General features: G+C 32.5%; 20 protein-coding genes. 1 reads left to right on the forward strand and 19 read right to left on the reverse strand.

Annotation, left to right across the window (positions count from 1 at the left end; genetic code table 11):
• Nucleotides 1-45 precede the first annotated feature (45 nt).
• From ABYI63_RS02565 to ABYI63_RS02645, 17 genes are all read right to left on the reverse strand, one after another.
• Nucleotides 46-222 carry a hypothetical protein gene (locus ABYI63_RS02565; RefSeq protein WP_372753114.1) on the reverse strand — a complete coding sequence of 59 codons (177 nt, stop codon included), beginning with the start codon at nt 220-222 and terminating at the stop codon, nt 46-48.
• 47 nt (nt 223-269) lie between these two features.
• On the reverse strand, nt 270-725 hold the full coding sequence (locus ABYI63_RS02570) for a PA2169 family four-helix-bundle protein (protein WP_372753116.1): 456 nt from the start codon (nt 723-725) through the stop codon (nt 270-272).
• Nucleotides 726-753: 28 nt separating this feature from the next.
• Nucleotides 754-1,245, reverse strand: a complete 492-nt coding sequence (locus ABYI63_RS02575) for a hypothetical protein (RefSeq protein ID WP_372753118.1) — start codon at nt 1,243-1,245, stop codon at nt 754-756.
• A gap of 33 nt (nt 1,246-1,278) precedes the next feature.
• Nucleotides 1,279-1,941: a hypothetical protein gene (locus tag ABYI63_RS02580; RefSeq protein WP_372753120.1), complete on the reverse strand. Its 663-nt coding sequence runs from the start codon at nt 1,939-1,941 to the stop codon at nt 1,279-1,281.
• A gap of 47 nt (nt 1,942-1,988) precedes the next feature.
• Complete coding sequence (locus tag ABYI63_RS02585; RefSeq protein ID WP_372753122.1) at nt 1,989-2,330, reverse strand: hypothetical protein; 342 nt, start codon at nt 2,328-2,330, stop codon at nt 1,989-1,991.
• Nucleotides 2,317-2,727, reverse strand: a complete 411-nt coding sequence (locus ABYI63_RS02590) for a hypothetical protein (protein WP_372753124.1) — start codon at nt 2,725-2,727, stop codon at nt 2,317-2,319. Before ABYI63_RS02590 ends, ABYI63_RS02585 begins: the two co-directional genes overlap by 14 nt.
• A 2-nt stretch (nt 2,728-2,729) precedes the next feature.
• Entirely contained in the window at nt 2,730-2,993 is a 264-nt protein-coding gene (locus ABYI63_RS02595; RefSeq protein ID WP_372753126.1) for a YtxH domain-containing protein, read from the reverse strand.
• An 82-nt stretch (nt 2,994-3,075) separates the two neighbouring features.
• On the reverse strand, nt 3,076-3,228 hold the full coding sequence (locus ABYI63_RS02600; protein WP_372753128.1) for a lmo0937 family membrane protein: 153 nt from the start codon (nt 3,226-3,228) through the stop codon (nt 3,076-3,078).
• 18 nt (nt 3,229-3,246) lie between these two features.
• A complete protein-coding gene (locus tag ABYI63_RS02605) occupies nt 3,247-3,816 on the reverse strand; it encodes a DUF4142 domain-containing protein (protein WP_372753130.1) in 570 nt (189 codons plus the stop codon).
• A gap of 171 nt (nt 3,817-3,987) precedes the next feature.
• On the reverse strand, nt 3,988-5,772 hold the full coding sequence (locus tag ABYI63_RS02610; RefSeq protein ID WP_372753132.1) for a CHASE3 domain-containing protein: 1,785 nt from the start codon (nt 5,770-5,772) through the stop codon (nt 3,988-3,990).
• Nucleotides 5,772-6,218, reverse strand: a complete 447-nt coding sequence (locus ABYI63_RS02615; RefSeq protein ID WP_372753134.1) for a response regulator — start codon at nt 6,216-6,218, stop codon at nt 5,772-5,774. Before ABYI63_RS02615 ends, ABYI63_RS02610 begins: the two co-directional genes overlap by 1 nt.
• 20 nt (nt 6,219-6,238) lie before the next feature.
• Nucleotides 6,239-6,802 carry a helix-turn-helix domain-containing protein gene (locus ABYI63_RS02620; protein ID WP_372753136.1) on the reverse strand — a complete coding sequence of 188 codons (564 nt, stop codon included), beginning with the start codon at nt 6,800-6,802 and terminating at the stop codon, nt 6,239-6,241.
• A gap of 92 nt (nt 6,803-6,894) precedes the next feature.
• Nucleotides 6,895-8,010: an AI-2E family transporter gene (locus tag ABYI63_RS02625; RefSeq protein ID WP_372753138.1), complete on the reverse strand. Its 1,116-nt coding sequence runs from the start codon at nt 8,008-8,010 to the stop codon at nt 6,895-6,897.
• Nucleotides 8,011-8,302: 292 nt separating this feature from the next.
• Nucleotides 8,303-8,521, reverse strand: coding sequence for a hypothetical protein (locus tag ABYI63_RS02630; RefSeq protein ID WP_372753140.1), 219 nt, complete (start codon nt 8,519-8,521; stop codon nt 8,303-8,305).
• Nucleotides 8,522-8,798: 277 nt separating this feature from the next.
• Nucleotides 8,799-11,420, reverse strand: coding sequence for a glucosidase (locus ABYI63_RS02635; protein ID WP_372753142.1), 2,622 nt, complete (start codon nt 11,418-11,420; stop codon nt 8,799-8,801).
• Nucleotides 11,421-11,655: 235 nt separating this feature from the next.
• A complete protein-coding gene (locus ABYI63_RS02640; protein WP_372753144.1) occupies nt 11,656-12,453 on the reverse strand; it encodes a lysophospholipid acyltransferase family protein in 798 nt (265 codons plus the stop codon).
• Nucleotides 12,454-12,506: 53 nt separating this feature from the next.
• Nucleotides 12,507-13,148 carry a CoA pyrophosphatase gene (locus ABYI63_RS02645; RefSeq protein WP_372753146.1) on the reverse strand — a complete coding sequence of 214 codons (642 nt, stop codon included), beginning with the start codon at nt 13,146-13,148 and terminating at the stop codon, nt 12,507-12,509.
• A gap of 3 nt (nt 13,149-13,151) precedes the next feature.
• Between ABYI63_RS02645 and ABYI63_RS02650 the strand changes: the two genes are divergently transcribed.
• Entirely contained in the window at nt 13,152-13,868 is a 717-nt protein-coding gene (locus tag ABYI63_RS02650; RefSeq protein ID WP_372753148.1) for a peptidylprolyl isomerase, read from the forward strand.
• 122 nt (nt 13,869-13,990) lie between these two features.
• Here the strand turns inward: ABYI63_RS02650 and ABYI63_RS02655 are convergent, their stop codons facing one another.
• Nucleotides 13,991-14,617 carry a trimeric intracellular cation channel family protein gene (locus ABYI63_RS02655; RefSeq protein WP_372753207.1) on the reverse strand — a complete coding sequence of 209 codons (627 nt, stop codon included), beginning with the start codon at nt 14,615-14,617 and terminating at the stop codon, nt 13,991-13,993.
• An 87-nt stretch (nt 14,618-14,704) separates the two neighbouring features.
• Entirely contained in the window at nt 14,705-15,430 is a 726-nt protein-coding gene (locus tag ABYI63_RS02660; RefSeq protein WP_372753150.1) for an RDD family protein, read from the reverse strand.
• Between the last annotated feature and the right edge of the window lie 27 nt (nt 15,431-15,457).

The following is a 15,457-nucleotide window of genomic DNA, read 5'->3' on the forward strand; positions in this document are numbered from 1 at the left end:
ACTGCTTTAGGGCAGTCTTTTTTATTATGTATATATTCTAGATTACTAATCTACAGCGTCTTCTACTTCATCGGCTACATCTTCGGCAGCGTCTTCAACGCCATCTCCTACTTCTTCAACGCCATCTTCTATTTTCTCGCCGGCTGTTTTCTGGTCTCTGCAGCTGGTAAAAATAGTTCCTGCTGTCATTAATACTAAAAATGTGTATGCTAATTTTTTCATTTTTTTTAAATTTTTGGTTAATTATTATTTGTTAAGATTCGCTATTGCTAAGCAAGATCTTCAAGTTTTTTTACAGTATTTAAAGCGGTTTTTATACTAACCATTTGCTGATAAATTAGCATATTGATATCGGAGTAATTACTAACTTTACTTAATTGTTTTTCATACTCTTCCACACTGGCTTTCTCTCCTCTAATACATTCTTCCAAAATAGCTTCATCTGTATTAGCACTTAAGGTTGTTTTTACATCTATCCATGCTCTATGCATAGATCCTAAAACGGTTCCATCTGTAGCTGGTGTCGCATTTAATTGACGTATTAAACCATCTAATTCATTGGCAAACTGACTTCTTTGTTTGGCCTTAACTTGTAACCAATTCTTTAAAAGACCATCCTCTGCTTTCTGCATTATTTGCTTATATCCTGCTTCTGCATCATAGTTCTTTTGAAGTAACTCTTGTAATACATCTACTATTTCTTTATTTACTTTTGTAATTTCCATAATTTCTAATTTTTTAGTGTTAAACTAATTAAAACTGATACCTGATTCCTAGGGCAATATCAAAGTCCAGATCGTTATTGTCGTAAACCTCATCACCAAAACCTATTTCAGGTCGGAAGTCTAGCGACAGTAATAATGGAATATCAAAATTGTACTCTATACCGATATCACCTGCAGCGAATGCAAAGGTATCTGTATAATCATTTCCATTATTATCGTTAAACCCATACGAGCCTAAGCCACCACCAACACCAGCATACCAATTGAAGCCGCCATCTATATTCCAAACCCATTGGTGTAATACTGCTAATTTAAAACCATCGTAGTTTTTGCTATCTCTCCAACCTAGATCGAACTCCAATCTTTTATTTTGGTTTAATGCTCTTTGATATGAAACTTCCGCTCCAAAACCATCACTGTCACCTAATCTTAGTCCTAATGCATTTTTGGATATTTCCTGAGCCTCCATGGATATGCTTGCTATTAATGCCAATATACCAGTTAATAAATATTTCTTCATTTTATAAGTTTTCGTTGTTATTTAGGTTCGTTATTATTTTTTGGCGTTTGCATTTTCATCCGATTTTGCTCCCATTCTATTAACAGTATACAAAGGGGCGAACTTTAATTTTAATGCTGCAATTTTTGTATTATCTGAAGTAGATAACCCTTCATTTTCAACGGTATTTTTTCGCGTGTCTATGGCTTCATATATTAATTTTATTTCATCCCAATCTTCACGAGAATATGAATCTTTATTTTTTTCAACCGTATCTACAAAGTTTTGGTATACACTTAAAATATTATCTTTATTAATCCACGCAAACTGCATATCTCCGCCCGTATATTCACTTCCTAACAACGATTTACGAATCATCATTTTAGAGTTTTCGGCCTCCATTCTTTCATGTTCTGCGGTAACTTCGGCTTTATATTTTTCATATTTTAAAGTCGCTTCATCCATTTCATTTTGTAATTCCGACTTATCATCTAAAGAATTTATTGAATTGCTAACATCGGCCTTCATTTCTTCATATTTACGCTCGATGGCTTCCCAATTTTCCGCAGACTCGTTTGCTGCTTCACGACTAAGAGAATCTATATAAAACTCGAAGTTATCAACTTTTTTTTCAGCCATCGTTTTTTGGCTATCTGTACAAGCAACAAACATGGTAGTTGCTGCAAATATTCCTATGGTTAACTTTATTGCTTTCATTTTTTTTAGTTATATAATTAATATTTATTCTTCACTATTAATACTCTTTATTCATCATCTACATGCACCTTTTTTGAAATAAAATTGGTTACTGTATACTGTAGAACATATCCTAAAACTGTTTTTACTAATGTATTTGACTTACCAACAATAAGTTTTCTTGAAAAATAACCTCCAGAAATACTTAATACGGTTTCAAACAAATTCATTTTTACGCCTGGAGTTTCTCGAAAATCTTTAATTACTTGATTGAATATATTTATAGGTTTTAAACTTTTGGCAGTTTCATCAAACTGTGTTTTTAGATTGTTATAATCCTGTTTCTGTTTAACTTCCAAAAAACGAATGGCATCATCTAGTAATTGCATCTGACTTTTATGCTGCTTCATGATGTTTGTTTTTAAGTTTATCGAAAATATTTAAATCTGAATGTTTAGATTTTAACAATTTCTTTATAATTAAATTGGCCACTGGCGATTTAACAAGCTGATCTCTATATGTATAAAGCAGTAAAGCCAAAACCAAATAAAAGGCTGATACTATAAAAAACCCTAAATAATAAGCGTTAAGCAATTTTCCTATTAGTAAACCTAAACCTATATTGACAAACAAAGTGAACATAGCAACAACGATTGCAATAAAAATGATTGCTGTTAGAGTTGATAATACATCGGCTAATTTATCTACAGCCTTTAGAGCCACTAACTCAGCACTGGTTTCTGTAAAATCTTTAGCTTTTTTGTAAAGCTTATCAAAGCTTGTTGCTATGTTATCTGTGTTTTCCATTATTAAGATTTAGAATTTACTGTTTTCTTATTAACTTCTTTTTTTCCTTTTTCTAGAATTTCTTCCCCATCCTTAACCACAGATTCGTATTTTTTTGATACGGTATTTAAAAAATTATCTAACTCTTCTTTAATCGTATCTTTAGTTTCTAAGGTTTTATCCTTAATCTTTTTTCTTGTTTTTGATCCTTTATCTGGTGCAAATAATACACCTAATAATGCTCCTGTTGCTATTCCTGCTAATACTCCTATTACATTTGATTTCATAATTTATTTTTTTTTAATTTATTTTTCTTTTAAACCATCAAACTTTTTGATGGCGGTTATTTAATTCCAGTTTCTATTAAAACTACACTCCTTTTCCTCCTATTAATCGCAGTAATATTGCTATCACTGCAATTACTAATAAAATGTGGATTAATCCTCCAGCACTGTAAACGAAGAACCCTAAAGCCCAACCTATTACAAGCACCACTGCTACTAGGTATAATAAACTTCTCATATTGTTAATTTTTAATGGTTAATAATCTGTTTTAATTGTTTTTTTAATTTGATTTAAATTGTAATTTAACCTAACGAGAGCTTTAACTGTTATCACTTTAAAATCTACATCGTTTGTTATTTTGGATAAATACTCTAATTGATTGGTTTCTCGTTCTGCTAAATCAAAAACGGTATTCAAATATGCTTTAACAAACACATCGCCGTCTAAACCTGACAACTTTACAACATCTGAATTATCAAAATTACCAGGTAGAAGTATGATTTTTTTTTCAGCCAAATGGTTTAAGTATTCCTTTATCTTTAAATGCTCAGTTATCAATTCCGTTGATATTTTTCTTACTTTGTAAGTCTCACTTTTCTTGAGTGCCAACTCGGCCAATTGAATAACATTTTCATTTAAACGAACCACATCCGACAGTACTTTTGCTTCTTCAATATTTGTTTTTACACGTGTTGAAGTTGTTTCGTTAGTATACAAGAACATATTGTTTTTTTCTTGTTTTAAATCGCAAGACACTATTGAAACCCCTGCCATAACAACTACTAATTTTACTTTACTTTTTTGGATGTTAATTTTAAATCTCACTGTTTGTTTGTTTCTACATTACAAAGATGCAACCATGAACTGCGTTTTACGTTACAGCATTTTTTATGTTTGTTATAGAATTTCAATACGGAAAGTTTAAAACACAAAAAAAAGCCTTAAACACCAGTATTTAAGACTTTTAAGTTTTACTTATTTTAAAGAATTTGCTTTTTAGACCGGAAGATAAATAGTAAATGTGGCACCTAAGTTAAGCTGTCCTTCGGCAAAAATAAATCCACCATGATTATCTGTAATTTTTTTACAAATGGCAAGTCCAACACCCGTTCCAGAATATTCATGCTTATTATGAAGTCTACTAAACAACTCAAATATTTGTTTAGCATACTGCGGATCGAACCCTATACCATTATCAGAAAATGAAATTTTATGAAAGTTTCCTTTAACAACTTTTTGCAGGGTTTCTTCCGTTTTAGAATTTACTATTGAATATTGTATTGTTATTAAAGGAGCCTCGTCCTTTTTCCTGTACTTTAATGAATTGCTTAGTAAATTTAAAAACAATTGATGTATTTGAAAAGGAATAACATGAAGTGTGGGCAACACATCATTAACCACCGTAGCTTGTGCCTCGGAAATGGATTCTGCAACATCCTGTTTGGCATTTTCCAAAAGCTCATTCAAATCGGTTTCAACAAATTCTTTATCTGGTTTATTAGTTCTGGAAAATTGAAGTAAATCGTCTATTAGAGAACGCATTCTAGTGGCTGCCACATTAATTCGTTCTAAATACTGACGACCAGAACTTGAAAACTTATCGGCTTCTTTATCTTCTAACCTGGATATAAAGGTTTGTATTTTTCTTAATGGTTCTTGCAAATCGTGACTGGCAACGTAATTAAATTCAGAAAGTTCTTTATTGTTCTTCTCTAATTCTAAATTGCGCTCTTCAATTTCTAAAAAGCGTTCTATTTCATCTGAAATATCTGTAACATTTCCTATAATTCGTTTTTCACCATCTTCATTAACTAAAAGTTTACCGTAGCCTTTTATATGCTTTATGGCCCCATCCTTTTGTATAATTCTATAATAAATAAATGGCAAATCTTCTTTCCTCATCATGTCCTCTACATCCTTGGCAAATTTCTCTTTATCTTCCGGATGAACAAACTCCATAAAACCTTCTAAGGTTGGCTGAAATGCATTCGGTTTTTCACCAAGTACACGGTATAAATTATCAGAAAAAGTAAAGGTATTTGTTGCAACGTGCCAAACCCAATTTCCATGTTTACCTACCATTTCCAGTTGAACTGCAGCTTCTTTAAATATTGATAATTGGTTATTTATTTCTTTTATATTCTTGAAGTCGTTTGTAATTTTATAATAAGAAATAATAATTAATACCAACGTAAACAATAACACTAAGTATAAAAATAAGGGGGTGAATTTTAAATTGCTTTTATGCTTTTCTTGATATTGTTTTAATAGAGAATTCTCTAGGTTTATCATCTCATCAAGCTTTTGCCTAATAGAGTCTGTTATTATTTTTTCTTCAAAAAAATTGGTCTTAAATGCTTCCGACAAGGTTTGATTTCGCTCTATAAACTCGGTTGTTTCAGAAAAATTAACAAAGAGTGCGTCAATATATTTACTTAAGGTTTTTAAATTATTTTTTTGTTCCTCACTGTCACTTGCTATTTCTTTCAATTGAGCAAAAGACTCATTTACTTTATCTCTACCTGTTAAATAGGGCTTTAAATAGATTGTATCTTTAGTTAAAATGTAATTTCTATGACCGTTTTCAGCATCTTTTAAGTAAGACATAACCTTTTCAAACTCCACATTAACTTTATACGTATTAACAATTTGCTTTGTGGAATCTGTTAGATTTTGGATATGCTTATAGGTAAACCCCCCAATAATAAGCACCAAAAACAAGCCAAGAATAAATATAATTCGTAAAAATAAAGCCGATTTTGAGAAGACCTTCCTATACATTACAACCTCATTAAAAAATTGTCTTTATTTAAACCATTAGTGTGGTATTGCCAATTCATAGATATTACTTCTGCTAAAACCTTTTTAAGCTGCTTGAAGCTGTTTGGTTTTTTTATGTAGATATTAGCACCTAAAACAAAGGTTTCTTCAATGTCTTCTTCGGATGCCGACGTGGAATAAATAGCAATGGCAATATCGGCCATTCTGCTATTGGCTTTAATTTCATTTAAACACTCAATACCATTCTTTTTAGGCATGTTCAAATCTAAAAAAAGCACATTGGGTAATCGCGCATCATCACGATTCAGGTAGTCCATTAGTTCCACGCCATCATTGTAGGTGGTTACTTTTGTATTCATATTTAACTCCTCAAATGCGTCGGTAAAAAAGAGTCTATCATCTTCATCGTCATCAGCAAGTATAATATGTATATAATCGTTTGGCATAAGTTACTTTTAAGTAGTTGTTAGTTTTTTTGTTGCGCTATATTCCTTCTTTTGGATATAATGCGCTGAAAGGCCGATGGCGTTATACCAGTAGCATTTTTAAATTGGGTACTTAAATGTGCTACGCTAGAGTAATTTAATTTAAAGGCTATTTCCGTTAAACTTAAATCTGTGGTAAGCAATAATTGTTTCGTGTATTCTATTTTTTGAATAATGATGAAGTTTTCAATAGATGTATAGGTTACTTCTGAAAACAAGTTGGAAAGATAACCGTAACTGTGCTCCAATTTTTCTGAGAGGTAAACAGAACTTTTAACGTTTACATTGGACTCTTCATTAAAAACCATATCTACAATAGCATCCTTAATTTTTTGAACTAAGATGCTTTTTTGATTTTCAACAATTTCGATACCGTAATCATTTAAAGATGCGTTTAACGTATCATAAACTTCGGGGGCTACTTTTTCTAATAACTCAACTTCTCCAAAAGCTAAATTTCTGTACTTTATATCTAGCTCTTCTAGCTTTGATTCTAAAACCTTTTTACAAATGGTGTTGAAATCGAACTTTATAAATAACTTCATTCTAAAATTTAAAAAATAATATCTTCGTAAAGTTAAGAAAGGAATTTGGTTTAACCTTAATTATTTTCTCACTAAGCGACTAACTTGACTTATTATTCTTTCAACTTATTATTCCGTTTCCAAGATTTTAATCGTAATCGAGCTTTACTTTGAAGATGTTTATCCACAGGCTCACCAATTAGAAAACCGTACGCTTCATAACCAGGAGTATTATCAAATAAAATTTTTAGTGTAGCTGTAATTGGCAAGGCCAAAATCATACCAGTAATTCCCCAAAGCATAGAAAACAAGATTAAGGAAGTAATAACTACAAAAGCATTAACACTTACTTTGGAACCTGTAATTTTTGGTGTAATAAAATTACCCTCTATAAATTGAATGAATCCAAAAACAGCAATAACTCCAAAAGCATACCAAGCCGAGTCTTTCGTTGCCAAAGCAATAATAGCTGGTAGTAAAGACCCAATAATAACACCTATATATGGAATTAACAATAAGAAAGCCGCCAAAAAACCAAAGAAAAACGGGTTACTGATGCCTAAAAACACCAAGCCCAAACTATTTAAACAACCCACTAAAATTATTACCTTAAGTAACCCTAACAAATAACTTTGCTGAATATGATATACTTTATTTAAAATGTTATTTATAAACGATTTTGATTTTGATTTGAATACTTTGTATAAGAACGTTCTAAAAAACGAACGATAATATAAGAAGAAAAATATGTAAATAGGTATCAATACTAAATCACTTAAAAGGCTTCCAGATTCAGACAATACAATTCCTATTTTATCTAAATTATCTTTTATAATGTTTTCGGTTTGAAATTCCTTATCCGAAAAAAGTCTATTGGTACCAATGTTAAATGTGCGTTCCAAGCTATTTAAAGATTTATTAAACAGTTCGCCCAGTTTTTGAGAATAAACCTCACTATTATCCAAAAAGTACATCAACCTCGTACTAATTAAATAGAAAATTAATGCAGTTGAGAAGAATAAAATCAATAAAGAAACCAAGGTCGCAAAAAGCCTATTGCAACGCCATTTCTTTTCTAGAAACCGCTGAATGGGAAATACCATAACACTCATTATTATGGCGAATAGAATAGGCACTACAAATGGCTTTAAAACATATAATATAAAAACCACAGCAATAATCGATACTAAGCTTAAAGCACTATGACTAACGTGATTTTTTGTATCCATATAATATTTTTAAAAATAAAAACTGTCTAGATGCCCTTATACATAATTTAACTAACCAACCAAACCATTATGCAATTTAACAATTCTAGACAGTTTAACACATTTACATATCTGAAATAATAGTATGAATTTGTTTTTTTGTTTTTCCAAACTTTTAATGCAGTCTTCCTACAAACTCATTTTATTTTTCTTCTACAAAAAATAAATTATTAACCGTTAATGCTACAAATTTCTATTCTAATTTTGTTCTTTATCTCTTTTCTGTTCTTTTGTAGTCTTGTAACATTCATGCTTATTTTTTTCTATAATTTCTACCTCCAATTATACCAATAAGAATAGATGCAAAACCTAAGCCAATAGTAATATAAGCATTGGAGTTATCCTGAACTTTCACCAAATCTAGTTCACCAACACGCACTAAGGTTTCTGGCTCCATTAAGGTGTAAACACCAAAAACAAACAGCACGACACCTACTATTATTAAAATTGCTTTTATATGCTTCTTCTTCATAATCTCTTTTTTCTTGTCTCAGTATTTAAAGTACAATACTATTTTTCACAAAGGTAAAACCGAGGTAACTATTACATGTTATACAATTATAGCCGTTTGTTACAGAATTTTAATAAACAATTGTTAGAAAGCTTTCACTTGTAACAAAGTATTGCTATAAAAAAACAAGCTACTTTTTATGAAAGCAGCTTGTTTTAACAGATTCTTTTTTAACTCTAGATAATTGGCTTACATCCCTAGATGAAAATGGATTATCATATTTTTAATAGCAAAAACTTTAATCTTCATCCATTTCCAAGATCAAATTACCTATAAGTGCTGTCCAACCTGTTTGGTGTGATGCGCCTAAACCTTTACCGGTATCGCCATCAAAAAACTCATAAAATAAATGCAAATTTTTAAAGTGCTCGTCTTTTGAAAACTGTTTATCTGGACTATCTGAATGGTACTGAAATTTCCCTTCATCATTAGCTTCAAAAAGTTTTATCAAACGTTTTGTTAGCTCGTTTGCAATTTGTTTTAGATTTAGTTTTATACCCGAACCTGTTGGAAACTCATAGATATAAGTATCTCCGTAAAAACGATAATATTTACGTAACGATTGAATAATCATATAATTTATAGGCATCCAAATAGGACCACGCCAATTGGAGTTTCCTCCAAACATATTAGAGCGACTCTCACCTGGCTCGTATTGAATTTGGTGATGGCCATGATGCTGGAACACAAACGGATGCTTTTCGTGGTATTTAGATAGTGAGCGAATACCATAGTCTGATAAAAACTCATCTTCATCCAATAGTCGTTTTAGCAAATGTTCTAACCTGAAACCGCGCATGATGGAAAACAAATAATTACCTTCCGCATTAGCTTCGTCAATATTAGTAATTAAAGATGCTAAATCTGGCCGTGTCCGTATAATTTCACTAGCTCTTAATTTAAAATCTTTTAATTCTTCAAATAAATCTTTATGGATAATTTCAACTGCAAACATTGGAATTACACCAACTAAAGAGCGCACCCTTAGCAAATTAGTTGCACCATTTGCCATTTCAACAACATCGTAATAAAAGTTATCTTTATCATCCCAAAGTGAAATATCTTTTTTTCCAATGTGATGCATTGCCCATGCAATGTTAAGAAAATGCCTAAAAAACTTGGCAGCCACCTCTTCGTACATATTATCAGATTTGGCAAGTTCTAGTGCCATGCGAAGCATGTTTAATGAAAACATAGCCATCCAGCTCGTAGCATCTGCTTGCTGCATCCTGGCAATACCTGGCGGCATGTGATTACGGTCGAAAACACCTATATTATCCAAACCTAAAAAACCACCTTCAAATAGGTCGGTGCCACTTTTATCTTTTTGATTAACCCACCATGTAAAATTTATAAGTAATTTTTGAAATGCTTTCTCTAAAAAAACAGTATCAGGCTTACCTTTTAGTTTCTTATCTTTTTCATAAACGTGCCAAACTGCCCAGGAATGCACTGGCGGGTTTACATCGCTAAAATTCCATTCATAAGCAGGTATTTGCCCGTTTGGATGCATGTAATTTTCCTTAAGAACTAACAACAACTGGTTTTTAGCAAAATTTGGATCTACTTCTACAAACGACGCCATATGAAATGCCAAATCCCAAGCAGCATACCAAGGATACTCCCATTTATCTGGCATGGAAATAACATGCCTGTTGGTTAAGTGTTGCCAATTATAATTTCGCATGTTTTTTCTATCGGGTTTTGATTCGCCTGGACCACCAAACATCCATTTAAAAACATCAAAATAATAAAACTGCTTAGTCCACATCAGGCCTGCAAAAGCACTTTTAACTATGGCTTGGTGTGTTTCAGGTATTTCTTTGTCGATTGTTTCATTATAAAAAGCTTCACATTCGCTCATTCTAAGATTAAAAAGCGCATCAAAATCAAACCACGGATCGTCTATTTTATTCTTACTTAAGCGTACTTTCACGCTTCGTTCTTCACCTGCTTTAAGTGTAAACTGTTCCCACACAGCAAACTTGGTACCACTCTTTTCAGGGTTTACAGTAGCTTCTCCCCGAATAACGTGGTCGTTTATACCATCTTTAACAAAAGGAGTGTCATTTGAAAAATTGTAAATACGCTTGTTATTCGTTTCATTTTCACAAAACAATTGTTTGCCTTTTTCATGATAAAAATAGTATCTACCGTTTCTGATGCTTCTAGACTGCACACAATTATCTGAAATTGAATTCATACTTGGGCGTGAATACCTCGTATTATGCTTCCAAAAATTACGAAACCACAAGTGCGGCAACACATGAATACTGGCTTCTTTGTCTCCTCTATTCACTACCGTTACCTTCATTAAGATATCATCAACATCTGCTTTAGCGTATTCAACAAAACAATCGAAATAAGCATTATCTTTAAAGGCTGCGGAATCTAGAATTTCGTATTCTGGTTCATACCTACTTCTTCTATTAGTTGAAACTAAATCGGAATAAGGGAATTCGTTTTGTGGATATTTATAAAGATATTTACAATATGAATGAGTTGGCGAGGAGACTTGGTGGAAATACAATTCTTTAACATCTTCTCCATGGTTTCCCTGATTATTGGTAAGCCCGAATAAACGTTCCTTTAAAATAGGGTCTTTACCATTCCAAAAGACAGGTGCCAAACATAAAATTTCTCGTGAGTCGCAAAAACCTGCAATACCTTCTTCTCCCCAACGGTAGGCATTACTTCTAGCTTTTTCATGATCAATAAACTCCCAGGACTCGCCATGTTCACTATAATCTTCTCTTACAGTACCCCACTGTCTTTCAGCTAAATACGGACCCCACTTCTTCCAATTCCTGTAATTATCGGGAACTGCCAATCGCGCTGCTTCTGCACCTTTCTGCTTCATAAAATATAAGGAATAAAAGTTAAATGTATTTTAAACTTAAAACATAACAACAACCGTTTACTTTGCACAGATATTTGTACGGTAAAATGATTCTGTTGTAAATAAAAATATGTTTTTTTTCAAGAAGTAAGCAAACAACAACAAACAATTGTTTAATTACCAATTTTGTTAGAATACATTTAAAATGTCGCAAAAAAAGACTCAATAATTTAAAAAACTCACAGTGAAGATTTTGCTACCACTCCCGCATTTTATTAAGAGCTTCTTGAGCTTCTATTTCTTTTTGAGGAATTACCTTTAAAAAAGACGGGTGCTGCTCTATGGCGTATTCTATTCGTTTTACTATTTCATCAGTACTTTCGTTATCATAATCAATATCCAATGGGGCCTTGATTTCGATAGTTTGAAGAATATTTTTCTTTTTAATTCGCAAGCCTTTTTTATCAAAGGATCTGCGGAACCCATCAATTACAATAGGTACCACTACAGGCTTATAACGTTTAATAATATGAGCTGTTCCTTTTCTAATAGGTTTAAAAGGTGTTGTAGTTCCTTGCGGAAAGGTGATAACCCAACCGTCATCAAGCGCTTTACCTATACTAGAAATATCACTCATTTTAACTTGACGGTTCACATCTTGCCCTTCAGATCTCCAAGTTCGCTCAATGCTAATAGAGCCAACATAAGCTAATATTTTTGGCAACAAACCATCTTTCATGGTTTCTTTAGCTGCTACGTAATAAATATTAAGTTTTGGATTCCATAGATATCCTACGTTTTTAATAGAGTCGGTTCTACCACTTAAACTAGCATTAAACACATGAAACATTGCCACTACATCGGCAAAATAGGTTTGATGGTTTGAAATGAAAAGAACATTTTTATCAGGTAAATTTTTAATCACTTCCGAGCCTTCAATTTGTAGCTCATTAAACCCACGAAAACGCCTATGAGTAAGTGTACCCAAAATACGTATGAGCCATTTCTTTACAAATAATATATGTCCGAAAGGATTTCGTTTAAACAATCCCATAATAAATCACGCTTCAAATTAGTTAGTTGCTACAAATGTAATAAATCTACAAACTACATGAGTTGTTTTAACATGTCTTTAATCTCGCTAAGCATCATAGCTGTAGCTCCCCAAACCACATGATTGTTTAACTTAAACGCAGGAACCTCTACTTCAACACTATAGGAGGCTCGCACTTTTTCGGTAATAATGTTAGAATCATCTAAAAATTGTTGCAAAGCCACCTCAATGATGGCTTCAACCTCGTCATCTTGTTTAGTAAATTGAGGTGTTTCTTCAGAAATAGCAATAAAAGGGTGTACATAAAAGTTACTTGGCGGAATGTAAACTTCAGTCAACGCCCGTATCACCTTAATATTTTGGGAAGGCACACCAACTTCTTCAAAAGTCTCCCTAACGGCTGCCGCTTCAATAGAAACATCAAAATGTTCCAGCTTTCCTCCAGGAAACCCAACCTGTGCAGAATGTACACCTTTATAGGTTTTCCTTAAAGTTAAAACCAAATGTGTTTTTTTATTTTTATCGGGATAAAACAATGCCAATACACCGGCACTTTTTGCGTGTTTTATAGCCTCTTCTTGTTGCCTTAGCAACTCATGCCTAAATGGAGGCACCATTTTAAACTGCGATGTTTGGGCTGGTAATGGTATATTCTTTATTTTTGAAATTGATACTAAAAATTCATCAAAATCCATCTTATGAGACCTATAATATTGTTATTTATTTTCATTTTATTTCTAAATTGTGAAGATAAGAAAAGTAAAAACAAAACACTTCCTAAAAAAGAAACAACTACAGTAGTAAAGGAAGATGTAGGGGTAACAGGAGATGAAGATACTACAGATGTGTCGAAAAGAGCTTTTCCAAAATTAAACTCGAAAAACGCCATGGAGTTTTTTTTACAATACGATAAAAAACACAAAGAAAACAAAGTGCGCATGACTACCGATTTTGGAGAAATTGATATTTTGTTATTTAATGAAACCAAATTTCACCGCTCTAACTTTATATTTTTAACGAAACAGAAATATTTTAACGGTACCCAGTTTTACAGAGTTATAGATAATTTTATAATACAGGGAGGAAGTAGTGATGATAGAAAAACAGGCAGAAAACGTGGTTACATTGGAAAGTATTTATTACCACCCGACACGAAACGAGGTTTCAAACATGACAGAGGCGTTATTTCCATGCCAAGTAGTGATATTGAAAACCCACATAAACTGGCATCGCCTTACGAGTTTTTTATTGTGCAGCAACAAGGAGGTGCTCACTTTTTAGATGGAGACTATACCATTTTTGGAAGAGTAATTCGTGGCATGGATGTGGTAGACAAAATTGCCGCTGTAGAAACTGATGATGCCGATTGGCCTTTAAAGAATATCTATATAAGAAATGTGGAGATTATTGATTAGGTGTTTAGGTGTTTAGGTGTTTAGGTGAAGTTAAAATATACACTTATAGACCAACTAGGATATCAGTTTTTAAACTTAAGATCTTTGTTAAGTGGATTCCCTAAAACATAATATGCCACATCCTAACCATCTATTTTCCTAACCTCATCCTTATACAAACTAGGAAGGGTAATTTTAAAAATCACAGCAACTAAACGAATAGCAATAACTACCGAACCAGAAATAACAAACACGATGTTATTATCTATTGGCAACTTACGGAGTAAAAAATAGGTGACGCCTCCCAATATACAAGCAGTAGCATACACTTCTTGTCTAAAAATAACAGGGATTTCGTTGCATAAAATATCTCTTATAACTCCACCAAAACAAGCTGTCATGGTTCCCAACGAAATGCAAATGATTGGATGTAAACCAATGTTTAACCCTTTTTGTACCCCTACAACGGTGTACAAACCTATCCCTATGGTATCAAATAAAAACAAGGAAACCCTCAAGATATCGAGTCTTTTTCTAAATATTATTGCCAAAACAGTCGCTATTAAAATAGCGTAAACGTACAGCATATTTACCATCCAAGTTACTGGAGTTATACCAATAAGTACATCTCTTAAAGTACCGCCTCCAACCGAAGTTACAAACGCTATAATAAGAACCCCGAATGGGTCCATTCTTTTTTCTAACGCAACTAATACACCAGAGATGGCGAAAGCAAACGTTCCTAAGATTTCAACAATTTGAAAAAACATCATATTTAGGAGTTAGGTGGTGGTTTTTGGATTTTCGGCAAAAGTATTGTTTTCGCCTTTTTATCCTTCTAACTTTTAGAATTTAATTTACATGTTTTGTGTATAGTAATTATAGTCTTTTAAAACGGTGTTTAAAAACTCTATATCATATAAATTAGATTCTACATTAAGCACACTTGCTACCTTATTTCTTAATAGCGTTAGTGTTTTATAATCTTTATTTTTCTTTGATAGGGTAAATGCTTCTTTTATAATGCGTACATCCTTATCGGTAAGTAAGGTAACATTATTAAAAACAGGCTCGTAATCGGCCTCTAAATCTTCTAAAATAGTGCTCGTTATTTTATGTTTCTTTTTAACACTTATAACAACTGTTCCTGCTGCAGCATCGCCAACGCGTTGTTTATAATCAGACAACAAGATACTTAAAACCCCAATTGACGCAAAAAACATCCAAATATCCACTATACGCAACATCCACCTAACCAATAAATTATACCACTGAGTCGGGCTACCATCTAAACGCACAACTTTTATTCTTAAAATCATTTTACCAATGGTTTGTCCGCCAAAAATAATATGACTAAGCACCGAATAAAAAAATGCAGGAAGCATTAACAAGGCTAAAATCCCACGACGTGTCCAGTCATCCGTACTAAATAGCTCTGAAAAATCTACTAGATTCTCCATAAGCGTAATATAAGTTAGTAGGATAAGGCCATCAATTAAAAACGCTACAAAACGCTCGCCCAACCCAATTAATTTGTAATCCAAATTAACATTTTGTGCTGTGTTAATTGCTAAATTGCTCATGTAGATGTATATTCGTTTCTAATTAAA

This window comes from Mariniflexile sp., from assembly GCF_041583155.1.
Classification (GTDB): Bacteria; Bacteroidota; Bacteroidia; order Flavobacteriales; family Flavobacteriaceae; genus Mariniflexile.